We start from the raw sequence: 22,654 nt of genomic DNA, 5'->3' as shown, positions 1-22,654 counted from the left end.
CCTGGCTCCACGAATACAATCACCACAGGCCCCACACCGCCACCGGAGCCAAACCACCCATCACCCGGTTAACCAACCTCCCTGGGCAGTACAGCTAGGTCAGCTCGCCGAGCACCACCCGTGCCGTCGTTTCGCCCGAGCGCACCGCTCCCTCCATGTAGCCGTTCCACGCCGGGGAGCACTCCGTGCCGGCCCAGTGAATCGGTCCGATCGGTTCGGTGAGCGCACGACCGTAGCCGGTCCACACGCCGGGCGCAAAGTGGGCGCCGTAACAGCCGCGGCTGAATTCCTCCGCCATCCAGTCCCGCTCGAGAAACTCCTGCGGATGCGCTGCCTCCTCGCCGAAATAGCGCACCAGGCAGCGAACGAAGGCTTCCTTGCGGTCGCCGGGGCTGCGGCGCGCCCACCGGCGGGCCTCGTTGCCTTCGATGAAGCCCAGCAGGACTCCGCGGTCGTATCCAGGCGGCGTGTTGTCGAACGTCACCTTGACCGGGCCGGCGTCCGACGCGGCCTGGCCGTTCAGCCCGCGCTCTCGCCAGAACGGCCGGTCGTACGCCAGACACATTTTGATCACCGAACCCGCCGGCACCCGCTGGGTCAGCTGATCGCGCCAGCTCGGCAGAACCGGGTCGTATTCGAGCCGGCCGGCCAGCGTCGGTGGCAGGGTCACGATCACGCGGCTGGCACCGTGCTCGGCGCCGTCGCGGGTGACCACCATCACGCCGTCACCGACAGCACGGATGCCGCGCACCGGGGAGGCGAGGGCGACCCGGTCGCCCAGTTCCTGCGCCATCCGCTCGCCGATCAGCGCCGACCCGCCGACGATGCGGTCCTGTTGCGCCCCCTCGGCCACCGCCATGAGGGTCTCCATGTCGCCGCCGGATTTCGCATAAAAGAGCGCGTGCAGCACCGAGAGGTCGGCGGGATCCGCGGCGAACACTGCCTCACAGAAAATCCGAAAGTAGGCGCGCCCGGCCCGGGTGCGCAGCGTGCGACGGATCCAGGTGCGGAAGGTCTGCCCATCAAGCGACGCGGCACGCCGGGTGCGCCACGGCTGATCCACATCGACGGATGCGGCCAGCTTGCCGAACCTCGACATCCCGTGGGCGAGATCGGCCAGCGCGAACGGACCGAGTTTGGGCGTTGCCGTCTTCTCCGAGCCCATGAGGCTGCGTTTCCCCAGCATCTGGAGCACCAACCGGCCGTCGTTGTACGTCGGGAAGGTCTGGAGTCCGAGGGCGGCCACGAGTTCGTGCATGCGGTTCTGGGTGGCGCCGATCCACTGGCCGCCCAGTTCGATCCACTGCCCGTCGGCGAACGTTCCGTTCTCGGTGCGGCCACCGACCCGGTCTCTGGCCTCCAGTACGGTCACCGTGCGCCCGGCGGCGGCGAGGGTGCGGGCCGCCGACAGGCCCGCCAGCCCGGCACCCACTACGATGACGTCCGTGCGGGACATGGGTCCAGGCTAGCCACGACGACGACCCGTGACCAGAAGCACTTTCCTGACCCGATCAGTTCCCGCATCGGTGCGCTGATGGAGAGAGGATGGGACCATGACCACCAGTATCGACTTGCTCGTCGACGGCTTCGGACGCATCCGGGGCGCGGTGCGCCGCGTCGTCAGGGGCTTGACCCCCGACGACCTCGCGGTTCGGGTCGACGATGGCGCGAACTCGATCGGCTGGCTGATCTGGCACCTCACCCGGGTGCAGGACGATCACGTCGCCGAGGTCGCGGACAGCGACCAGGTGTGGACCGATGCCGGCTGGTTCGAGCGTTTCGGGCTGCCATTTCCGGCCGACGCCACCGGGTTCGGTCAGTCCTCGAAGGAGGTCGCGCAGGTCGTCGGTCTCACCGCGGAGCTGCTCATCGGCTACCACGAGGCCGTTCATGACCGCACCGTGCGGTTCATTCATGGGCTGAGCGATCCGGACCTGAGCCGCATCGTCGACACCAGCTGGGACCCGCCGGTGACCCTCGGGGTGCGTCTGGTCAGTGTGATCGCCGACGACCTGCAGCACGTCGGTCAGGCGGCATTCGTGGCCCGAATGGTGACCCGCCGCTGACGGCGGGGTCGCTCAACCGAAATGAGTGTCGGCCCGATGACACACACGGCCAGAATGATCGCGCTGCTACGCGGCGTCAATGTGGGCGGGATCACTGTGAAGAGCGCGCCGCTCGCCGCGACCTTCGCCGAGCAGGGGTTCACCGGGGTGCGCACCGTGCTCGCGAGCGGCAACGTGGCGTTCGACGCAACGGACGGCATCGCATCCGCGGGGCTTGCGGACCTGAAGGGCCGCATCGAGTTGGCCCTCCAGCAAGCGTTCGGGTACGACGCGTGGATCGTGCTCGTGTCGGGGGAGCGGATGGCGCGGATCGCGGCGGGGTACCCGTTCGCGCGCGCCGACGACACCCACCATCCGTATGTCGTGTTCTCCTCCGACGAGAACGTCGCCGCGGAACTGCTCGCCTCCTCCGGGAGCCTGACCCAGGAGGAGGAGTCGATCGCATCCGGGGACGGGGTGCTGTACTGGCGGGTGCCGCGTGGATCCACGCTGAACAGCCCGTTCGCAAAGCTGCTCGCCAAGTCCCGGTTCACGCCGTACATCACCACGCGCAACCTGCGCACGGTGGAGAAACTCGCCACCGCGTAATTCTCTCCCCAATGTTCCCCGCCGTACCTCCCTGCTCCGAGCCGCACCTCCCTGTTCCCCGCCGCCTGATCCCGTTTCACGGAGATTTTGTATCTAGGACACCGGGATGCCTGCCAAAACGGGGTGCGCAGACAGAATCTCCGTGAAACGGGACAGGATGCGGGGCGACCGGTAGACGTGCCCGGCGGCTTCGGTCCCGCCGACTGAGGGAATGTCCAGCCAGAACTTCCTAGGGGGGCAGTAAGCTGCAAGTAACCGCTGTCGCCCCGGAGAGAAACGGAGCAGCATCCGTCATGGAGATCACTCACACGTCGGTACCCGGTGCAGGAATGATGCATCACTGCGTCACTCGCAGCGGCGAACATTTCGGGGTGCTTGAGGAGCCGTCCGGGAGCCGGAAGTTGTTCATTTACGGACCGTTGACCGGCCAGGACTCGTCCATCTCCGACGAACACTTGGCAACGATCGACCTTGATGAAGACGAAGCCGACCAGGTCGCCAACATGCTGCACAGCCGGCCCATCCCCGATCGATTGGCCGACCTCGAACGTCGGTTCACGCAGATCACCAGGGAAGAAGGATGATGGGCCTTCGCTGACACCGGTTCGCTTCGATCTGATTTACCCGTGATAGAACCGACGCTCCGGGAGGAACCGTGCTTGCATTCCTCGTGGCGTTCGGGCTCGTTTCGCTGGTCGTTCCTGCAGTAACGCGCGCGCTGGGCGTTCGGATATTCCCGCTCGTCGCTCTCGTCCCTGCTGCGGCGTTCGTTCTCACCCTGACTCAGACACCGACAGTCAGCGCCGGTCACGCCGCGGTGGAGGCCGTGCCCTGGATTCCGCAGTTGCAACTGGACCTGAGCGTCCGCGTGGATGCGCTGTCCTGGTTGCTCGCGCTCATCGTCACGGGCGTCGGCGCGCTGGTGATTCTCTACTGCACGACGTACTTCGCCGCGTCCGAGCACGGCCTTGGCCGGTTTGCGTCCTCGTTGCTGGCCTTCACCGGAGGCATGTACGGGCTGGTCATCGCCGACAACGTGTACCTGCTGTTCCTGTTCTGGGAAGCCACCAGCGTTTTCTCCTATCTTCTGATCGGCCACTACACCGGCCGCCTGGCCAGCCGCGGTGCCGCACTGCAGGCGCTGATCGTCACAACCGCCGGCGGCCTGGCCATGCTGGTCGGGCTTGTCCTGTTGGCGCAAGCCGCCGGAACCGCCAGCCTGACCAAACTGCTCGGTCTTGCCCCGCACGGGACGGCGGTAACCATTGCCATCATGCTGATCCTGGTCGGGGCGCTCAGCAAATCCGCGATCATCCCGTTCCATTTCTGGCTGCCCGCGGCGATGGCGGCGCCCACCCCGGTGAGCGCATACCTGCACGCCGCGGCAATGGTGCAGGCCGGAATTTACCTCATCGCGCGACTGGCGCCGGGTTTCGGCGATACGCCGGGGTGGCATCCGCTTCTGCTCAGCCTCGGGGTGTTCACCATGCTGGTCGGCGGCTGGCGGGCGCTCACCCAGTTCGACCTCAAGCTGCTACTGGCGTACGGCACCGTCAGCCAGCTCGGATTCCTCGTCGTGGTCGTAAGCTTCGGAACGCGCACGGCCGCCCTCGCTGGGCTCGCGCTCCTGCTCGCGCACGCACTGTTCAAGGCGGCCCTTTTCCTTATTGTCGGCATCGTCGACCACCGTGCCGGAACGCGCGATCTGCGCAAGCTCAGTGGTCTGGGCAGGGAGGCACCCTTTGTGACCGCGATCGCGGTCTTGGCGACCCTGTCCATGGCCGGACTTCCGCTCACCGCAGGATTCGTTGCCAAAGAAGCGGTGCTCACCGCTTTGCTGGAGGATGCGACCTCCGGTTCGACCGTCGGATGGATCATCGTGGTGGGCGTCGCACTCGGGTCCACCCTCACAGTGGCGTACAGCGCACGGTTCCTGTGGGGAGCCTTCGCTCGCAAACGCGACGTCGAAAAGGTTCGTCCCGTGCACGAGAGCGTGTGGTTCCTGTTCTCGCCAGGACTTCTGGCCGTCGCCGGGATCGCCCTGGCGCCGCTGTTCGGTGCCGTCGGCACGGTGCTGGCCGGCTATTCTGCGCTGTTCCCACCCGCCCACCAGGACTACGTTCTCGCCATGTGGCACGGCGTCGATTCTGCGTTGATCGTTTCTACGCTCACGGTCCTTGGCGGGGTGGCCATGTTCCTGGCGCGCACCCCGGTCTTCGCAGGTCAATCGCGTGTTCCGGCCATCGTGGACTCGAGCGAGTTGTACCGGAAGCTGATGCGGGCGCTCGACCGCGTCGCCGGCCGGGTGACTGCGACGACTCAGCGCGGTTCACTGCCGTTCTACCTGGGTGTGATCCTGCTCGTCATGGTCGGGTCGGTCGGGACGACGCTCGCGTTGAACCGAACTTGGCCCGACGAGGTGTTGTTGTTCGACAGCCCAGCGCAACTCGCGGCCGGCGCGATCATGGCGGTCGCCGCCGTCGCCTTGGTCCGGGCAGGCAAGCGATTCTCAGCGGCGCTGTTGGTCGGCGTGACCGGGTACGGTATGGCGGCACTGTTTGCCTTCCATGGGGCGCCGGATCTCGCGCTCACCCAGGTGCTCGTGGAAACCGTCACGCTCATCGCTTTTGTTCTGGTTCTCCGCCGCCTGCCCGCCAGGCTCGGGCAGGAACACGGCAGCGCACACCGGGTCGTCCGAGCCGTTGTCGGCGCCGCCGTCGGACTGGTGATGGCCGCGGTGGCCGTTGTCGCCCTGGGCGCCAGAACCGCCTCGCCCATCTCGCTGGCCCTGCCCGACCTGGCCCACGAATTCGGGCACGGCAACAACGTCGTCAACGTCGTGCTCGTCGACATCCGCGGCTGGGACACCCTGGGCGAACTCTCCGTCCTGATCGCGGCGGCCACCGGTGTCGCCAGCCTGGTCTTCCTGCGCAGCAGAACCGACAATCTGCCGCGGGTGCCGGACCACCGCCGCCGGCGCACGCTGCGAGCACGGTTGCGACCGATGCGAGAGACCGTCGCCGCCGAGTACGTCCCCGGCGTTCAGGATCCGTCCACCCGCAACGCCTGGCTGCTGGCCGGCCGCAAGCTCGCTCCGGAGAACCGCTCGATCCTGCTCGAGGTGGTCATCCGTCTGCTGTTTCACGCCGTGGTGGTGCTCTCGGTGTACATCCTCTTCACCGGCCATAACCTGCCGGGCGGTGGTTTCGCCGGCGGGCTTGTCGCGGGACTGGCGCTCGCTGGGCGATACCTCGCTGGAGGCCGTTACGAGTTGGGGGCGGCCGCACCGCTGGATGCCGGGAAGCTGCTGGGCGCCGGCCTCATCCTCGCGGCGGGCACGGCAACCGCTCCGCTGCTGTTCGGCGAGCACGCGCTCACCTCGACCTGGTTCGAGGCGACGGTTCCGGTGCTGGGGCACCTGGAGTTCACGACCTCGACGGTTTTCGACGTCGGGGTCTACCTGGTCGTGATCGGCATGGTGCTCGACGTGCTGCGCAGCCTGGGCGCCGAGGTTGACCGCCAGCAGGAGGATGCATCGGAAGAACTCGAAAGCGGGAGCACGATATGAGCGTCTCCCTGACCCTGGTCGCAGTGATGGCCGTGCTGTACGCGGCCGGTGTGTATCTGCTGCTGGAGCGCAGCATGACCCGCGTGTTACTCGGCTTTCTCCTGGTTGGCAATGCGACGAACCTCCTCATCCTCGTCATCTCCGGTCGCGCGGGCGTCGCGCCGTTCTACGGTGAAACCGGACGACTGGCCGATCCGCTGCCGCACGCCTTCATGCTGACCTCCATCGTCATCACGTTCGGGGTGTCCGCGTTTCTGATGGCACTCATCTACCGCTCCTGGCGCTTGGCCCATCTGGATGTCGTTCACGATGACACCGAAGACGTGGAGGTCGGTCGGCGCAGGGCCTCCGTGGTGGCGGAACGTGATGTCGCCGGCGAAGACACTGAGTTCGGAACGCGCGCGGCGGCCGCCGTCTCCACCGCGCTCGACCTGGCGGAACTGGAACGGCTGGAAGAGCAGGAGAGCGTCGCGGAGCAGCTGGCCGAGCAATTGCGCACCGAGCAGTTGCGGGCCGAGCAACGTCAGGCCGAGCAGCGCCGCGCAACGCGGGACCGGCCGGAGGAGCATCCATGACCGTGTTGATGCCGCTCGTGGTTCTGTTGCCGTTGCTGGGCGCCGCCGTCGCGTTGACCCAGGCGAAGCATCCGCGCGTGCAAACCGCGATCGCGGTCAGCGTGCTCACCGCCGTCTTGGTGATTGGCGTTGCCCTATTGGTGGCCGTCGACCGCAGTGGTGCCATTGCCGTGGAGATCGGCGGGTGGAGCGCGCCGTTCGGCATCGTGCTGGTCGTCGACCGGTTGGCGGCCCTGCTGCTGGTGGTCTCGGCCGCCGTGCTGCTGGCGGTGCTGGTGTTCTCGGTGGGTCAGGGGCTTGCCGATGGCGATCGCGAGACCCCGGTGTCGATCTACTACCCGACCTACCTGATTTTGGCGACCGGCGTCTTCAACGCGTTCATCGCCGGCGACCTGTTCAACCTGTATGTGAGTTTCGAGATTCTGCTGGTGGCCAGCTATGTGCTCATCACGGTGGGCGGCACCGAGCTGCGCATTCGGGCCGGAATCACCTACATCGTGGTCAGCCTCGTCTCGTCCGTGATTTTCCTGGCCGCCATTGCCATGATTTACGGCGCCACCGGCACGGTGAACATCGCCCAGCTGTCCGTGCGGCTCGCCGACCTGCCACCGGACGTGCAGCTGATTCTGCACGTCATGCTGCTTCTCGCGTTCGGCATCAAGGCGGCCGTGTTCCCGCTGTCGTTCTGGCTGCCGGACTCGTACCCGACCGCCCCCGCGCCGGTCACCGCCGTGTTCGCCGGGCTGCTCACCAAGGTGGGCGTGTACGCGATCATGCGCACCGAGATGATCATCTTCCCCGGAGACGAATTGAACACCCCGATTCTGATCGTCGCCGCGTTGACGATGATCGTCGGAATCCTGGGCGCGGTCGCGCAGTCGGACATCAAACGGCTGTTGTCGTTCACCCTGGTGAGTCACATCGGCTACATGCTGTTCGGCATCGGGCTCGGCACCGTCGCCGGGCTCTCCGCCGCGACCTACTACATCGTGCACCACATCACCGTGCAGACCACCCTGTTCCTGGCGACTGGGCTGGTGGAACGCCAAGGCGGCACGACCAGCATCAACCGGCTCGGCGGCCTGTTGAAAGCGTCGCCGGTGATCGGCGTCCTGTTCTTCATTCCGATGTTGAGTCTGGGCGGGATCCCGCCGTTCTCGGGGTTCCTCGGAAAGCTCGCGTTGTTTGAAGCGGGAGCGCAGTCCGGTTCCTTCCTCGCGTGGATGCTCATCGGCAGCGGGGCACTGGTCGCCTTGCTCACCCTGTATGCGCTCGCGCGTGCGTGGGGCATGACGTTTTGGCGCGACGTGGAGGAAGTGGCGGGCTATGAGCATCCGCTGCCGGTGCTCCCGACCATCGCCGGGTCGGCCGAGGTGAAGCCGGCTCGCAGCATCCCACGCATCATGGTGGGAGCCACAGCCGCCATGGTCGCGGTCAGCGTCGCCCTCACGGTGTTCGCTGCGCCGCTGTATGACCTGAGTTCGCGTGCCGGAGACAACATCACCGGACCCGAGTATTACATCACGACCGTGTTCACCGGGGCGTCGAAATGAACGACCAGGACCGGGACGAGGTGGCCGGCGAGCACGAAGGCCGCACCGGCAAAGCCGACAGGAGAGAGCTTCGCGGACGACTCTGGCAGCAATTGCCGCTGCTCATCGGACTGGTGCTGCTGTGGATGGTGCTGTGGGGCCAGGCTACCTGGCTTAGCTTCGTCACCGGCGTGATCGTCGCGATCCTGGTGACCCGGGTGTTCTACCTGCCGCCGGTCGACCTGTCCGGCCGGATCAATCTCTGGTACACGATCGTTTTTCTCGCGCACTTTTTTCTCGACGTCGCGGTCGCCTCGTTCACCGTGGCGTTCCAAGCGCTGGACCCGCGGCCCATCCCACGCTCGTCGGTGATCGGCATCCAGTTGAGAACGCGTTCCGACCTGATCATGACCCTGGATGCGATCGCCATGTCGCTGGTACCCGGCTCGCTGGTGGTGGAGGCCGATCGGGAGCGATCCATCCTGTACCTGCACACCTTTGCCACCCGGACGACCGGCGATGTTGAGCTGATGCGCAGGAAGGTGCTGGTCGTTGAAGCGCGCATTGTTCGCGCCATCGGGTCGAGAACGGATCTGAGGCGGATTCAGGGGAACGGGGCGGACCGATGACCGAGTGGGTGTTCGTGGGTCTCGGAGTCATGCTGACTGCGGCCGCCGGGATGGCGCTGTACCGAATCGCGCGGGGGCCGTCGATCCTGGACCGGATGATCGCATCCGACATGCTGCTCACGACGATCATCTGTGCGATGGGCGCCGAGATGGTGTACCACGCGCACACGCGGAATCTGGCGGCGATGCTGGTGCTGGCGGCCACGGCGTTCCTGGGTTCGGTCGTGGTCGCCCGGTACGTGTCGAGGAGCGGCCACAAATGACCTTCGATGTGGTTCTTGACGTGCCCACCGCGGTGTTTCTGCTCCTCGGGGCGTTCCTGTCGCTGGCCGCCGGGGTTGGCCTGATCCGTTTTCCCGACGCTATCGCGCGCATGCATGCCACCACGAAGCCGCAGATCCTGGGCCTGGTCTTCATCCTGCTCGCGATCGCGGTGCAAGATCGCCGCCTGCCGACGATTTTGATGCTGGTGACACTCCTGCTGTTCCAGATGATGACGGCGCCGATCTCCGCCCACATGATCGGCCGGGCCGGGTACCGCAGCGGTGTCGTCGCGCCCGGATCATTGCTCGTGGACGAACTCGCCCAGGCGATCGAACAAGCTCAGCGCGAGCAGGCTGACGCGGAGAGTAATGATGCTGACCCCGCGTCCGGACACCCCACTGCCCGCCCCGGTGACCGTAACGACCGTTCGGAATCCCGCCTCGACGGCCCGCCGGACCCCACCGGCGGCTCAAGCGCCGCGGAAAGCGATCGTCCGTAACGGAGCAGCCTTCGTCGCTGGCATCCTCACCCGCGCCTGATCCACCCGTTTCAAGGAGTTTTTGCATTTCAGACGCCGGATGCTCGCCAATACGGGCCTCGGAGACAGAAACTCCGTGAGATGGGTGCGACGGGGAACGCTGGCCGGTTGAATCAGAAGGCGGCGCGGACGACACTGGGAGGGTGACGCAGGCATCCACCGCCACGGTTCCTGCTCGACAGGCGCTCAGTTGGAAGCTGGTGCCGGCCGTGCTGCTGTCGGCGTCGGCGGTGCTGCTGTTCGGATTCGAGTTCAATCTGGCCGGCTACGCCACGCTCGTGACCAGCGTGATCGTCGCGTTGGTGGTCGACCGGCCGTTCGCCGGCCACCTCGCACTCATCGCAGCCGGCCTGGTCATCATCAGTGCGGTTCCCCTGAACGCCGATCTCAGCATCCGGCACATGCTGCTCATGGGCGGCGCGCTCGCCCTGGCGGTGCTGGTGCCGTACGTCGTGTCACGGTTCGGTTACCGCGATCACCTCGTGCGTTTCCCGGTGCTCACCGGACGGCGCTGGCCCACCGTGGCGAAGCTGTACCTCATCGGCGTCGTGGCGCTCGGGTATTTCATCCTGCCGTTTTATCTGATCAGCACCGGGGTGTATCGGAACTGGCCGGACGCATCCGATCCCAGCGTCTTCGCCCGCCTCTTCATCGGGGTCAACACGGTCGGGATCTGGGACGAGCTATTCTTCGTCTGCACCACCTTCACACTGCTGCGGCACCATTTTCCAGACTGGCTCGCCAACATCCTGCAGGCCGTGATCTTCTCCTCGTTCCTCTGGGAGATCGGCTACGAGAGTTGGGGGCCGCTGCTCACCTTCCCGTTCGCGATGCTGCAGGGCTACACCTTTAAGCTCACCAAGTCGCTGACCTACGTGGTGTCAGTGCACCTGATCTTCGACTTGGTACTCTTCCTCGCCCTCGTGCACGCACACAACCGGGACTGGCTGCCGGTGTTCCTGTACTGAACCGGAGGCAAAGCGGCCGTTAGGTCTCGTCGTGTGAGGCGTGCAGCCGACGGCGGGCAGACAGCAGCTCGACCTCCGGCCGCTGTGTGACGAACCGTTCCACCTGGTCGAGCAACGCGACGATGTGGGTCCGGGCGGATGCGACGGCGGCCAGCCCGATCACGGTGCGCCGGTGCAGTTCGAGTTCGCCCACCTCCGCCACGCTGAGTTGGAACCTCCGGCGCAACTCGGCGACCAGGGGACGCACCACGGAACGCTTCTGCTTCAGGAGCGCACATCACCCAGCAGAATGTCGAATTCGATCCAGCCGACCCACATCCCTCCATCGTGACATCCGCACTCGCATCCCGTCTCACGGAGTTTCTGCATCCGACCGGCCTGGATGCCCGAAAACCGGGGCTCGAGTGACAGATTCTCCTTGAAACGGGGCGGGCGGGGCGGGTTGAGCGGTGTCGGAGGGTGCCGCGATACTGAGGGGATGGCACCGCAGAAGGGCCCGAGTCACACGGCCCAGGAAGACACTGCCCCGACAACTTCGGCCGAAGTCGATGCGGACCGGACCGGCACGGCCGAAGCCGATACGGACCGGACCGGCACGGCCGAAGTCGATACGGACGGGACCGGCACGGCCGAAGTCGATGCAGACGGGACCGGCACGGCCGAGGTCGATGCAGGCACTCACGCGCTCGAGATCGACAGGGCCGAGCTGCTGGGGCTGCGGCTCGCGAGCCAGTGGATCGCCCCGACGGCGGCAGCCGGCACCGGCGTGGCCGACGTCGTCCGGCACCTGCTCGCCATGCAGGCGCAGGATTTCGGGCAGGGTCTGTGGGCCCTCGGCGTGCGCGCGCCGGGCACCACCCGGGAGCAGGTGCTCGCAGAACTTGCCCGGGGCAGCGTCGTGCGGTCCTGGCCGATGCGGGGCACCCTGCACTTCGTGGCGCCGGACGACCTGCGTTGGATGCTGCAACTCACGGCATCGCGCACTCTGGCCTCGGCTGCCACCCGGCAACGACAACTCGATCTCGACCAGGACACCCTCGACCGGTCGGCCGATCTCGCCCGCACCGAACTGGCCGGCGGCGGCGCCGCCACCCGCGCCGAATTCCTCGCGGTGCTCGAAGACGCCGGTATCACCACGACCGGTCAGCGCGGCTACCACATCATCTGGTACCTGGCGCAGATCGGCCTCATCTGCTGGGGTCCGCCGCGCCGCACCGGGCAGGCCATGGTGCTGCTCGACGAGTGGGCGCCGCCCAACGAGGAGGTGGACAACACCGAGGCGCTGCGCAGGTTCGCCCTCGGCTACTTCCGCGGCCACGGCCCGGCCACCATCAAGGACTTCGCGTGGTGGTCCAAACTGACCATGGCGGATGCGAGGCAAGGACTCGCCGCCGCCCGCGACGAACTGGGCGCCGTGCACTGCGGGGGAGGGGAATATTGGATGTCGGCGAGCCGGCCGGCCGCATCGAAGGCTCCGGCGAAGTCGGGGGTGCACCTGCTGCCCGGGTTCGACGAGTTTCTGCTCGGCTACCAGGACCGCTCCCATGCCCTCCCGTTTGAGCACGCGAACCGGATTGTGCCGGGCGGCAACGGCATCTTCTATCCGGTGATGGTGTCGCACGGGCGGATCATCGGCACCTGGCACCGCGCCAGGAATACCACCGCGGTGGATCTGAGCGCTGAACCGTTCGAGCGGCTCACCGCCGAGGAAGCCGCCGGATTCGCCCGCGCGGCAGCTGATTACGCCGGCTTCGTGGGACTGCAGCTGAATCATTCCGGCTGACGGTGCGCCCGGCTGACCCCGGCCGCACCCGCACGCTCTGCCTGCCGGAGACGCAGCAGCCAGTGCGGTTCCTGATCCGCATCCGGATGTCCTCCTAATGGGGTACAGCAACAGTCCACCGAACGGGGGACTTTTCGGACGATTTGCTGTAGGCTCCGGCGAAGGGGTTTACCCGACAGCGTGACCCGAAACGCGCTGGCCCCGCCGAGGTTCCCGATGATTCCGACGACACCCGCGCCTGCCCGAAAACGACAATGGGGGGCGGAGCGCCGCTCAACCCCGCTGCCGACGATGCACCTGTCCCCGAGTGATCGGGCGATCACATTCGGACGACTCGGCATCGTGGTGACGGTGATCGCCTGGGTCGCCTATGTGATTTCGACCATCATCCGGGAAGTGATGGAGAGCGGCGCGGGAAGCTTCCGCTTCACCATGGAGGCCATCTTCTACCTTGTCGTTGTCACATTCCTCACGTTCTCCGCGCTGATGTACCTCATCGCACGGCAGGGGGCGCTGCAGCGGTTCCGTGCTCACGTGCGGGTGCCCCGAGCGGAGCTTGATCGTCACTTCTCGAGGAATGCGTCATCGATCACCGTGCTGGTGCCCTCGTACCGCGAGGAGGCAGATGTCGTCCGGGCCACGCTGTGGTCGGCGGCGCTCCAGGAGTACCCCTCGATGCGCGTCGTCCTTCTCGTGGACGATCCACCCCGGCCCACCGATCCGATCGCGCTCGATCAGCTTTCTCGGTCGCGGGTCCTTGCCGCTGAAATCGACGCCGCGTTGATCGAACCCCGCGACCACGTGACACAGGCCAGGCTACGATTCGAGCGGCGGGCGGGTGAGGACCGGGCGGTGGACCTCGCCAGCGTGCGGGCCCTGGCCGCCGAATACCGATGGTGCGCCGACTGGCTCGACGACATGGCCGCGCGGGAGACCGTGTCCGACCACGTCGATGAGTTCTTCGTGGAACAGGTCCTCCGAGGACTCGCGAGCGAATTCGGTCTCATCGCGGAGGCATTGATCGTGGCGGCGAGCGAGGGGTCCACGCCGGCATGGGAGCGGATGAACGAGTTGCATCAGCGACTGGTGTGGACATTCACTGCCGAGCTGACCACCTTCGAGCGCAAACTGTACGTGTCGTTGTCACACGAAGCCAACAAAGCGATGAACCTGAACGCGTACATCGGACTGATGGGCGGCACCTATCGGGAGGAATCAACGCCAGACGGTTTCCTGCTTCGTCCGACCGACGATCCCCGGCACGGGGACCTGACGATACCCGACTCCGAGTACCTGCTCACCCTCGACGCCGACTCCATCCTGCTTCGCGACTACTGCCTGCGCCTGGTGTACCTCCTGGAACAACCGGACAACGCGCGAGTGGCCGTCACGCAGACGCCATACTCGTCGTTCCGGGGCGCGGGAACGAGGATTGAGCGCCTCGCAGGCGCCACGACAGACCTGCAGCACATCTTGCACCAGGGAATGTCGCACTTCGGCGCGACTTTTTGGGTGGGTGCGAACGCCGTCATCCGCAAGCGCGCGCTCGAAGACATCGTCGAAAAGGAGATGGTCGGCGGCTTCGAGGTACGCCGGTACGTGCAGGACCGCACGGTGATCGAAGACACCGAATCCAGTGTCGACCTGGGCACGCACGGCTGGAGCCTCGTGAACTACCCGGAGCGGCTCAGTTATAGCGCGACCCCGCCCGATTTCGGATCGCTGATCGTGCAGCGCCGACGGTGGGCGAACGGCGGCCTGTTGATCTTGCCGAAGCTCTGGCGTCAAGCCAGCGAACGACGGCGCCTGGGCGAACGAGTCCCCACGGTGGAATTACTGTTGCGAATCAACTACATGGCCTCGATCGCCTGGGCGAGCTTCGGGCTGGTCTTTCTGCTGGTGTATCCGTATGACAGCCGACTGCTGAGCCCGATCGTGCTCATCGCAGCACTGCCGTATTTCTTGGCGATGGGCAGCGATCTGAAATCCTGCGGATACCGGTTCACCGATATCTTCCGCATCTACGGGTTCAATCTCATCCTCCTTCCGGTCAATCTGGCCGGGGTGCTGGGGTCCCTGCAGCAGGCGATCACCGGCCGGAAAATCCCCTTCGCCCGCACCCCCAAGGTGCGAAACCGTACCGCGACCGCACCGGTCTACGTGCTGGCGCCGCTGCTCATCGTGGCATTTTCGGTGCTCACCGGCTGGCGCGATGTGCTGGCTCAGAACTGGGGGAATGCCGCCTTCGCCGCGCTGAACGCCACGCTCGCCGCCTGGGCGATCGTCGCCTACATCGGAATCGGCAATTCCATCGTCGACCTTGCCGTCGGAGTCACCCGATGGCTGTTCGTCGAGCGGAAGCCGCGCCGTCCGCGGGTGCAGGCCGCTGCCGCCGTCCCGGTGCTCGATTGGCAGAGCGTGCTCTATCACGGTGAGTTCTGCGGTGCCACGTCGGGTGACGCGCTGACCGTTGCGGCCCGCACCACGAGTGAGCAGAGGATGTCCGCATGAACCGGCTACCCGAACTGGAATCCTCGCCTGGGGAGAACACCGAACCGCCCCGCCGGTTGTCGCTGCTCAGGGTCTTCATCGCTGTTGCGGCCGTGTGCGCGTTGACGGCGGGTGGAACGGCCGGGTTTCAGTGGTGGAGTTCCTCAACCGCCGCCCACGCTTCGGAGCCATGGTTCGCCGGATACGCCGATGTGACGGCCACTCCGACCTTCGCGTTCGAGGCGCCGGCGACGCCGGCTGGGCGGGATGTGGTGCTCTCGTTCATCGTCAGTTCGAAGGATGATGCCTGTACGCCCAGTTGGGGCACCGCGTTCACACTGGATGAGGCATCAGTCGGCTTGGACCTGGATCGCAAGATCGCCCGCCTGGAACAACAGGGCGGGGCGATCGCGGTGTCCTTCGGCGGTCAGCTCAACGATGAACTCGCCACCGGCTGCACCGACGACGGCAGGCTCCTCGCGGCATACTCGGACGTCATCGACCGTTACGACGTGGCGACCATCGACCTCGACATCGAGGGCGCCAACCTCAACGACCGTGCCGCCGGAGTGCGTCGAGCCAAGGCGATCCAGAAGTTGCAATCGGATCGTCGCGCCGCCGGCAAACCGCTCGCGGTGTGGCTCACCCTGCCGGTCGCGCCCACCGGCCTCACCGAGGCCGGCCAAGTCGCCGTCGCAGACCTGCTGACCGCCGGGGTCGACCTCGCCGGAGTCAACGCGATGGTCATGAACTACGGTGCCGCCACGAAGCCGGACCACGGCCTGCTGAAGGCGACGACCGAGGCTCTCACCTCGACGCAACGGCAGTTGGGGGTGCTTTACGACCGGGCCGGCACGACGCTGTCCGACGAGACTCTCTGGTCGAAGGTCGGGGCGACGCCGATGATCGGCCAAAACGATGTGCCGGCCGAGGTCTTCGGGCTTGACGCCGCCACGGCGCTCAACGCCTTCGCCCGCGACCACGGGCTGGGACGGGTGTCCATGTGGTCGTTGAACCGGGACATCACCTGCGGCCCCAACTACGTCGACCTCACCCGGGTCTCGGATGCCTGCAGCGGGGTGAACCAGGGTGAGCGCCGGTTCGCCAGTCTGCTCGCCGCAGATCTGCACGGACGGATGGCGCCGGCCGCCGCGAAGGTGACATCGGCCGAGACGGTGGCACCTCGCGAGATCGTTGACGATCCGGCGACCAGCCCCTATCCGGTGTGGGCGGCGGAGTCCTCCTATCTCGAGGGCACCAAGGTGGTCTGGCACCGCAACGTCTATGTTGCGAAATGGTGGACCAGGGGTGACCTTCCCGACAATCCCGTGCTCAACGCGTGGGAGACGCCCTGGTCGCTGATCGGCCCGGTGCTGCCCGGTGAGAGACCCATCAAGGTTCCCACCTTGCCGCCGGGAACCTACCCGGAGTGGACGGGGACGGCGGTGTACGAGAAAGGCGTCCGCGTTCTCCAAGACGGGATTCCCTTCGAGGCGAAGTGGTGGAACCAGGCGGAGAGCCCTGAGGCGGCCTCCGCCAACCCGGACAGCTCACCATGGGCACCGCTCACGGCCGACCAGATCCGGCAGGTCGACAACGATGGCTAGCCTGCACCGCCAGATGTCAGTGCGACCGGGCCAGCAGCGCCATCACCTCATCGTCCGAGGTCTGCGTGAAGTTGGTGTACCACTGCCCGACGGCGAAGAAGCCTCGCGGTGTTTCCAGGCACACGTACTCGTCCGCCGCATCGCCGAAACGGTCGGTCCAGTCTGGCGGTGCCACCGGCACCGCAAGCACGATCTCACTGGCACCCAGCGCCCGCACCACGCGGCAGGCCGCCAGCGCCGTGGAACCTGTGGCTATGCCGTCATCGACGATGACGGCGACCCGTCCGGTGAGGTCCATGCGCTCGGCGGAACCGCGGAACCGCTGGATGCGCCGCTCAAGTTCAGCTTGTTCCCGCGATTCGACCTCGATCAGCTGGTTGTCGCTGACGCCCAGCTGCCGCAGTGCGGCCTCGTCGACTACCCGCACACCCTCACCGATCGCGCCGATCGCGAACTCCGAGTTGAACGGAGCACCCAGTTTTCTGATCACGACGACGTCCAGCGGTGCCGCCAGCGCCGTCGCCACCTCGTATGCGACCGGTACTCCGCCGCGCGGCAATCCGAGTACCACGAGGTCCCGGCCGCGGAGATGTTCCAGGCGATGCGCGAGCTGACGCCCGGCATCCGATCGGTCGGCGAAGAGCATGCGCACCTCCGGGTCCAGCATCCGACTCGACCCCGATTGGCGCAAGGGCGGCGGCAGGTCCCACCGCCCGATCCCGGCACCGTCGGCGACCAGCGGTGTGATTAGACTCGACCACTGTGGACGCAAAGATGAGGAATCAAGTCAGTTCGCGCATCCTCACGATTCCGAACGTGTTGAGCGTGGCGAGACTGGCTCTCATCCCCGTGTTCCTCGTGCTGCTGCTCGAGGGCAGGGACCTCCTCGCCCTGGCCGTTCTGGTGCTCTCCAGCGTCACGGACTATCTGGATGGGATACTGGCGCGCAAGTTGGGTCAGGTGTCCCGGCTCGGGCAGCTGCTGGATCCCGCCGCCGACCGCATCTTCATCTTCACCACGCTGATCGGCTTGGCCGTGCGTGGCATCATCCCCTGGTGGCTGCTGGCCGTCGTCGTCGGTCGGGATGTCGTGCTGCTGTTCTTGGGCATTATCCTGGCCAATTTCGGGTACGGCCCGATCCCGGTGCACAACCTCGGCAAGATGGCGACTTTCTGTCTGCTTCTCGCCCTGCCGCTGTTCATGGCGGCCCAGGCATTTCCGGCGGCGGCGACCGTGGTGGCGCCGACCGGCTGGGCGTTCGCGCTGTGGGGCGCGTTCCTCTACTGGTGGGCCGGCGGTATTTACCTCGTCGAGGCGCGCCGGATCATCCGAATTTCCCGGGAAGACTCACCCCACGAATCGGATACGCTGGGACACCAAGGGAGGGACACGATGGTTGATTCCGAAAACCAGGATCCGCGTCATCAGGACGAGCCTCACGATCCCGCGACCACAAGTCATTTCACTGCGGAATTCGAAGCCCAGCTGGCCAATTTGGACGGCGCGGTTTCGGCCGAAGAGCAGGAGGCCATCTCCGCCCTGCCCTCCCGTTCGGCGTTGCTCGTGGTGCGGCGCGGTCCGAACGTGGGAGCCCGTTTCTTGCTGGATTCCGATGTGACCACGGCCGGACGTCACCCGAACGCGGATATCTTCCTCGACGATGTCACCGTCTCACGCAGGCACTCGGAGTTCCTGCGTCACGGCAGCCAGTTTGAGATCAAGGATCTCGGCTCGTTGAACGGCACATACTTCGACGGCGTGCGGATCGAATCCGCGGCACTGAGTGATGGTGCGGAGGTGCAGATCGGCAAGTTCCGGCTCACGTTCTATGCGTCACGAGTCGACCTCGCCAACCTGGCGAGCAAATAGTGGGCCGATCCGCGGCGCAGGCACATTCCAGCCGCGCCGCTCCTCTTCTGAGCATCGGGCAGGTGCTGGCGAGGCTCACGGCGGATTTCCCCGATCTCACCCCCTCCAAATTGCGGTTCCTCGAGGAGCGTCGGCTGATCTCGCCGGCACGCACCGAATCCGGATACCGCAAGTTCTCCGCCGCTGACCTGGACCGGTTGCGTTTCGTGCTCACGATGCAGCGCGAACACTACCTGCCGCTCAAGGTCATCCGCGGCTATTTGGACGAACTGGATGCCGGCAGGACGCCGGAGCTGCCCGGCCGCGCCACCGTCGCGCCGGGTTCCATCCTCTCGAACGAGCGGCGGCTGCAACGCGACGAACTGATCCGCGAGGCCGGGGCGTCGCCGCAGCTGCTCAACGACGCCGTGTCCGCGTCCCTGATCCTTCCGGCCGAGTGGTACGGCGAGGACGTGCTGGCCGTGTTGCGCGCCCTCGCGGAACTGCAGCGTTCCGGCATCGAGCCTCGGCATTTGCGCGGATTCCGGGCGTCGGCTGAACGGGAACTGGGCCTCATCGAAAGCGCATTGATCCCGGTGGCGCGTCGCAAAGATCCCTCCAGCCGGGCCAAAGCGAGCGAGCTGGCCCGTGAGATCGTCGGCCAGTTGGAGATCGTGCGCGGCAGCTTGATCCGTTCCGCGCTGTCCCGCTTGGACCAGTGAAGGCCGCCCAGTAGACTCGGCGGTGATCCGCCTTCACGACACGCCACGATGCGCTTGGCGGATGTGATTGATTGCGGCCTGAGCCACGGGTACCGTTGAGTCGCGGGCACCCGCATCGAAGAAGGGGGAAGGCATCGCGATGAACGAACCCAGCAGTCGAAGCGAAGACTCCCGTTACAACCTCGGTCTGCTTTTCACCGATGGACTTCCCGACCTGGACGACACCTCGGGGTACCGCGGTGCCATTGCGGCCCGTGCCGCCGGCATCAGCTACCGGCAATTGGACTACTGGGCCCGCACCCAGTTGGTCGAACCGACCGTACGCACGGCATCCGGATCGGGTTCGCAGCGGCTCTATGGCTTCCGCGACATCCTGGTTCTCAAACTGGTCAAGCGCCTGCTGGACACCGGAATCTCGCTACAGCAGATCCGCACCGCCGTCAACCAACTGCGTGAGGCAGGCGTCAACGACCTGGCCCAGACCACGTTGATGAGCGATGGCGCGAGCGTTTACTTGTGCACCTCCGACGACGAGGTCATCGACCTGGTCAGCCGCGGCCAGGGCGTGTTCGGCATCGCAGTGGGCAAGGTGCTGCGCGAAGTGGAGAGCAGCCTGGTGGAGTTCGACGCCCAGCAGCCGGATGCCGCCGACGAACTCGCCGCCCGGCGCTCCAGCCGCGCCAGCTAGTCACCTAGTCACCTCGCCCCCCCGGCGTGCCAGCTAGTCAGCTAGTCACCTCGCCCCCCGGCGCGCCAGCTAGTCACCTCTTCCGCCGTCGAAGTTCGTCTGCCTGCTCCCCGCCCTTAGCCCCGTTCTTAATCCCGTTTCAAGGAGATTTTGACTTCCGGGCATCCGTGGTCAGGCATCCGGGGCCCTCGGATGCAAGAACTCCGTGAAACGGGACGTGCCGAGCGCCGGATGCTGGGGCTGGATGCTGGTGCCGGATGCGCGGGCCGGATGGTGCCGACAGCCGGATGCGCCGGGACGGGCGCGGGCGGATGCTACCGGGCGCCGACGGCCTGGGTGCTCGGGTCAGGGATCTTCGCCGCACGCATCACGCGTTCCAGCAACAGGTCGAACGCGTGCGACATCTCCTGCGCGGCTTCACCAGGCCAGATGTGCAGCGGTTTCGCGGCGCCCTGCGCCTGCTGCAGTGACGTGCGCTCCGGCAGTTGCGGGCTCAGCACGAGCGGGCCGAACATGTCCCGCAACTCCTTGATCCGGAACTGGTGTTCCAGGGACTGCACCCTCGTGCGGTTCACGATGATGCCCAGCGGCTGCAGCCGCGGCGACAGTCCGCGGCGGATCTCCTCGATGGCCCGCAGGGCCCGGTCGGCGGCGGCGACGGAGAACAGTCCCGGCTCGGTGACCACGGTGACGCGGTCGCTGGCCGCCCACGCGGTGCGGGTGAGCGCGTTCAGCGAGGGGGCGCAGTCGATCAGCACGAGGTCATAGTCGGACTCGACGTTGGCCAGGGCCTCCTCGAGCTTCCAGATTTCACGCACGGTCGGATGCGGGCCGTCGAAATTGATGGCCGCGGGGCTGCCGATCATCACGTCGATGGTGCCGGAGCGGCCCTTGGTCCAACCGCTCGGCGCGATCGCGGCCCGTACGACCTTCTCCTTCGGATTGGCCAGCACATCGGCGACATTGAGGTGGCCGGCGATGTTGATGTCCATTCCGGTCGAGACGTCCGACTGCGGATCCAGATCCACGACCAGCGTGCGGAGCCGTTTCGAGAACGCCGCCGAGGCCAAGCCGAGCGTCACAGTGGTCTTGCCCACTCCTCCCTTGAGGGAGCTGACGCTGAGTACATGCACAAGTAGAGACACTACCTTCGGTATCCTGAAAGCGCCTAACCGCCGGCGGTGCGCCGGACCATAAACAGAAGGGCTCGATGTTCAAGAAAATTCTGGTGGCCAACCGCGGCGAAATCGCCATCCGTGCCTTCCGTGCAGCCTTTGAGCTCGGTGCGCGCACCGTCGCAGTGTTCCCGTATGAGGATCGCAACTCACTGCATCGCCTCAAGGCGGACGAGGCCTACCAGATCGGAACCGTCGGGCATCCGGTGCGTGCCTACCTCGACGTCTCCGAGATCATTCGGGTCGCCAAGGACTGTGGGGCGGATGCGATCTACCCCGGCTACGGATTCCTCTCCGAGAACCCTGAACTCGCCGCCGCGGCCACTGCCGCCGGCATCACCTTCATCGGGCCGAGCGAAAAAGTCCTGCAAATGGCCGGCAACAAGGTAACCGCCAAGACGCACGCGCGCGCCGCCGGAGTGCCGGTGTTGGCGTCCACGCCCGCCTCCAAAGACATCGACGAACTGGTTGCCGGCGCCGACGCGATCGGGTACCCCGTCTTCGCCAAGGCCGTCGCCGGCGGCGGTGGCCGGGGGATGCGCAGGGTCGACTCCAAGGACGAGTTGCGCGGTGCCCTGGAAGAGGCCATGCGCGAGGCCGACAGCGCCTTCGGCGACCCGACCATGTTCATCGAACAGGCGGTGCTACGCCCCAGGCACGTCGAGGTGCAGATCCTCGCCGATGGCGCCGGCGAGACCGTGCACCTGTTCGAGCGGGACTGCTCGGTGCAGCGACGCAACCAGAAGGTCGTCGAGATCGCGCCCGCCCCCAACCTCGAAGACAGCATCCGGCAGGCGCTGTACCGCGACGCCATCGCCTTCGCGAAGTCCATCGACTACGTCAACGCCGGCACCGTCGAGTTTCTTGTCGACACGGTGGGGGAGCGGGCCGGCCAGCACGTGTTCATCGAGATGAACCCGCGCATCCAGGTGGAGCACACCGTCACCGAGGAGGTCACCGACGTCGACCTGGTGCAGGCCCAGATGCGCATCGCATTCGGGCAGCGCCTGGGCGAGCTGGGGCTGCGGCAGGAGGACCTGCACCTGCGCGGAGCGGCGTTGCAGTGCCGTATCACCACCGAAGACCCCGCCGACGGATTCCGCCCGGACACCGGCAAGATCACCACCTATCGCTCGCCCGGCGGCGGCGGCATCCGCCTGGATGGCGGCACCATCGCCCCCGGCACCCGGATCAGCCCGCACTTCGACTCGATGCTGGTCAAGATGACCTGCCACGGCCGCGACTTCGCCGCCGCCGTGGCGCGGGCCAAGCGCGGGCTGGCCGAGTTCCGCATCCGCGGCGTCTCCACCAACATCCCGTTCCTGCAGGCGGTGCTCGACGACCCGACCTTCGAAGCCGGCGACCTGAGCACCTCGTTCATCGACGAGCGCCCCGACCTGGTCAAGGCGCAGCCGTCCAAGGACCGGGGCACGAAGATCCTCACCTGGTTGGCCGACGTCACGGTGAACCAGCCGTACGGCGACGGCGCCGGCATCGTCCGGCCCGCGTTCAAGCTTCCGGTGATCGATCTGGCCCAGCCCGCACCGGCCGGGTCCCGCCAGCGGCTGCTCGAACTTGGTCCAGAGGGCTTTGCGGCGGCGCTGCGTCGACAG

Annotated in this window: 20 protein-coding genes and 2 pseudogenes; 18 read left to right on the top strand and 4 right to left on the bottom strand. The window is 66.4% G+C overall.

The window, feature by feature from the left end:
• Positions 1-94: 94 nt before the first annotated feature.
• Complete coding sequence (locus ABFX56_RS15855) at positions 95-1,456, bottom strand: flavin monoamine oxidase family protein (RefSeq protein WP_346234333.1); 1,362 nt, start codon at positions 1,454-1,456, stop codon at positions 95-97.
• Between the two features lie 97 nt (positions 1,457-1,553).
• Between ABFX56_RS15855 and ABFX56_RS15850 the strand changes: the two genes are divergently transcribed.
• From ABFX56_RS15850 to ABFX56_RS15805, 10 genes are all read left to right on the top strand, one after another.
• Entirely contained in the window at positions 1,554-2,066 is a 513-nt protein-coding gene (locus ABFX56_RS15850) for a mycothiol transferase (protein WP_346234332.1), read from the top strand.
• Positions 2,067-2,102: 36 nt separating this feature from the next.
• Positions 2,103-2,654, top strand: a complete 552-nt coding sequence (locus tag ABFX56_RS15845; protein ID WP_346234331.1) for a DUF1697 domain-containing protein — start codon at positions 2,103-2,105, stop codon at positions 2,652-2,654.
• 293 nt (positions 2,655-2,947) lie between these two features.
• A complete protein-coding gene (locus ABFX56_RS15840; protein WP_346234330.1) occupies positions 2,948-3,238 on the top strand; it encodes a cation:proton antiporter regulatory subunit in 291 nt (96 codons plus the stop codon).
• Between the two features lie 71 nt (positions 3,239-3,309).
• Positions 3,310-6,222, top strand: a complete 2,913-nt coding sequence (locus ABFX56_RS15835) for a Na+/H+ antiporter subunit A (protein ID WP_346234329.1) — start codon at positions 3,310-3,312, stop codon at positions 6,220-6,222.
• A complete protein-coding gene (locus ABFX56_RS15830; protein ID WP_346234328.1) occupies positions 6,219-6,797 on the top strand; it encodes a Na(+)/H(+) antiporter subunit C in 579 nt (192 codons plus the stop codon). The genes ABFX56_RS15835 and ABFX56_RS15830 overlap by 4 nt, the downstream gene beginning before the upstream one ends.
• Positions 6,794-8,350 carry a Na+/H+ antiporter subunit D gene (locus tag ABFX56_RS15825; protein ID WP_346234327.1) on the top strand — a complete coding sequence of 519 codons (1,557 nt, stop codon included), beginning with the start codon at positions 6,794-6,796 and terminating at the stop codon, positions 8,348-8,350. Before ABFX56_RS15830 ends, ABFX56_RS15825 begins: the two co-directional genes overlap by 4 nt.
• Entirely contained in the window at positions 8,347-8,958 is a 612-nt protein-coding gene (locus ABFX56_RS15820; RefSeq protein WP_346234326.1) for a Na+/H+ antiporter subunit E, read from the top strand. Before ABFX56_RS15825 ends, ABFX56_RS15820 begins: the two co-directional genes overlap by 4 nt.
• Entirely contained in the window at positions 8,955-9,221 is a 267-nt protein-coding gene (locus ABFX56_RS15815; RefSeq protein ID WP_346234325.1) for an MrpF/PhaF family protein, read from the top strand. Before ABFX56_RS15820 ends, ABFX56_RS15815 begins: the two co-directional genes overlap by 4 nt.
• On the top strand, positions 9,218-9,721 hold the full coding sequence (gene mnhG / locus ABFX56_RS15810; protein ID WP_346234324.1) for a monovalent cation/H(+) antiporter subunit G: 504 nt from the start codon (positions 9,218-9,220) through the stop codon (positions 9,719-9,721). The genes ABFX56_RS15815 and mnhG overlap by 4 nt, the downstream gene beginning before the upstream one ends.
• A gap of 182 nt (positions 9,722-9,903) precedes the next feature.
• Complete coding sequence (locus ABFX56_RS15805) at positions 9,904-10,728, top strand: CPBP family glutamic-type intramembrane protease (RefSeq protein WP_346234323.1); 825 nt, start codon at positions 9,904-9,906, stop codon at positions 10,726-10,728.
• A gap of 19 nt (positions 10,729-10,747) precedes the next feature.
• Here the strand turns inward: ABFX56_RS15805 and ABFX56_RS15800 are convergent.
• Positions 10,748-11,046, bottom strand: a pseudogene (locus ABFX56_RS15800) (DUF503 domain-containing protein).
• A gap of 160 nt (positions 11,047-11,206) precedes the next feature.
• Here ABFX56_RS15800 and ABFX56_RS15795 point away from each other — a divergent pair.
• The 3 genes from ABFX56_RS15795 (at position 11,207) to ABFX56_RS15785 (ending at position 16,608) form a co-directional block, all read left to right on the top strand.
• Positions 11,207-12,511 (top strand): winged helix DNA-binding domain-containing protein, encoded by a 1,305-nt coding sequence (locus tag ABFX56_RS15795; RefSeq protein ID WP_346234322.1) that lies wholly within the window; start codon positions 11,207-11,209, stop codon positions 12,509-12,511.
• A 216-nt stretch (positions 12,512-12,727) separates the two neighbouring features.
• Positions 12,728-15,022 (top strand): glycosyltransferase family 2 protein, encoded by a 2,295-nt coding sequence (locus tag ABFX56_RS15790; RefSeq protein WP_346234321.1) that lies wholly within the window; start codon positions 12,728-12,730, stop codon positions 15,020-15,022.
• The gene (locus tag ABFX56_RS15785; RefSeq protein WP_346234320.1) at positions 15,019-16,608 is read left to right on the top strand and encodes a chitinase; all 1,590 of its coding nucleotides are present in this window, start codon (positions 15,019-15,021) and stop codon (positions 16,606-16,608) included. Before ABFX56_RS15790 ends, ABFX56_RS15785 begins: the two co-directional genes overlap by 4 nt.
• 16 nt (positions 16,609-16,624) lie before the next feature.
• Here the strand turns inward: ABFX56_RS15785 and ABFX56_RS15780 are convergent, their stop codons facing one another.
• On the bottom strand, positions 16,625-17,275 hold the full coding sequence (locus ABFX56_RS15780) for a phosphoribosyltransferase (protein WP_346234319.1): 651 nt from the start codon (positions 17,273-17,275) through the stop codon (positions 16,625-16,627).
• Positions 17,276-17,382: 107 nt separating this feature from the next.
• Between ABFX56_RS15780 and ABFX56_RS15775 the strand changes: the two are divergent.
• The 4 genes and pseudogenes from ABFX56_RS15775 to ABFX56_RS15760 all read left to right on the top strand — a co-directional run.
• Positions 17,383-17,865 (top strand): annotated as a pseudogene (locus ABFX56_RS15775) (CDP-alcohol phosphatidyltransferase family protein); the annotation flags it as partial.
• A gap of 135 nt (positions 17,866-18,000) precedes the next feature.
• Complete coding sequence (locus ABFX56_RS15770; protein ID WP_346234335.1) at positions 18,001-18,477, top strand: FHA domain-containing protein; 477 nt, start codon at positions 18,001-18,003, stop codon at positions 18,475-18,477.
• A complete protein-coding gene (ftsR, locus tag ABFX56_RS15765) occupies positions 18,477-19,178 on the top strand; it encodes a transcriptional regulator FtsR (RefSeq protein ID WP_346234318.1) in 702 nt (233 codons plus the stop codon). Before ABFX56_RS15770 ends, ftsR begins: the two co-directional genes overlap by 1 nt.
• A 139-nt stretch (positions 19,179-19,317) precedes the next feature.
• Positions 19,318-19,866, top strand: coding sequence for a MerR family transcriptional regulator (locus ABFX56_RS15760; protein WP_346234317.1), 549 nt, complete (start codon positions 19,318-19,320; stop codon positions 19,864-19,866).
• A gap of 314 nt (positions 19,867-20,180) precedes the next feature.
• On the opposite strand, the gene ABFX56_RS15755 is transcribed toward ABFX56_RS15760, so the two are convergent.
• Positions 20,181-20,999, bottom strand: coding sequence for a ParA family protein (locus tag ABFX56_RS15755; protein ID WP_346234334.1), 819 nt, complete (start codon positions 20,997-20,999; stop codon positions 20,181-20,183).
• Positions 21,000-21,076: 77 nt separating this feature from the next.
• Between ABFX56_RS15755 and ABFX56_RS15750 the strand changes: the two genes are divergently transcribed.
• Positions 21,077-22,654, top strand: a 1,578-nt coding sequence (locus ABFX56_RS15750) for an ATP-binding protein (RefSeq protein ID WP_346234316.1), incomplete at its 3' end; no start/stop codon positions are given.

The organism is Parafrigoribacterium mesophilum, from assembly GCF_039652555.1.
Classification (GTDB): domain Bacteria; phylum Actinomycetota; class Actinomycetes; order Actinomycetales; family Microbacteriaceae; genus Parafrigoribacterium; species Parafrigoribacterium mesophilum.
This window is presented reverse-complemented; position numbering and strand designations above follow the sequence as displayed.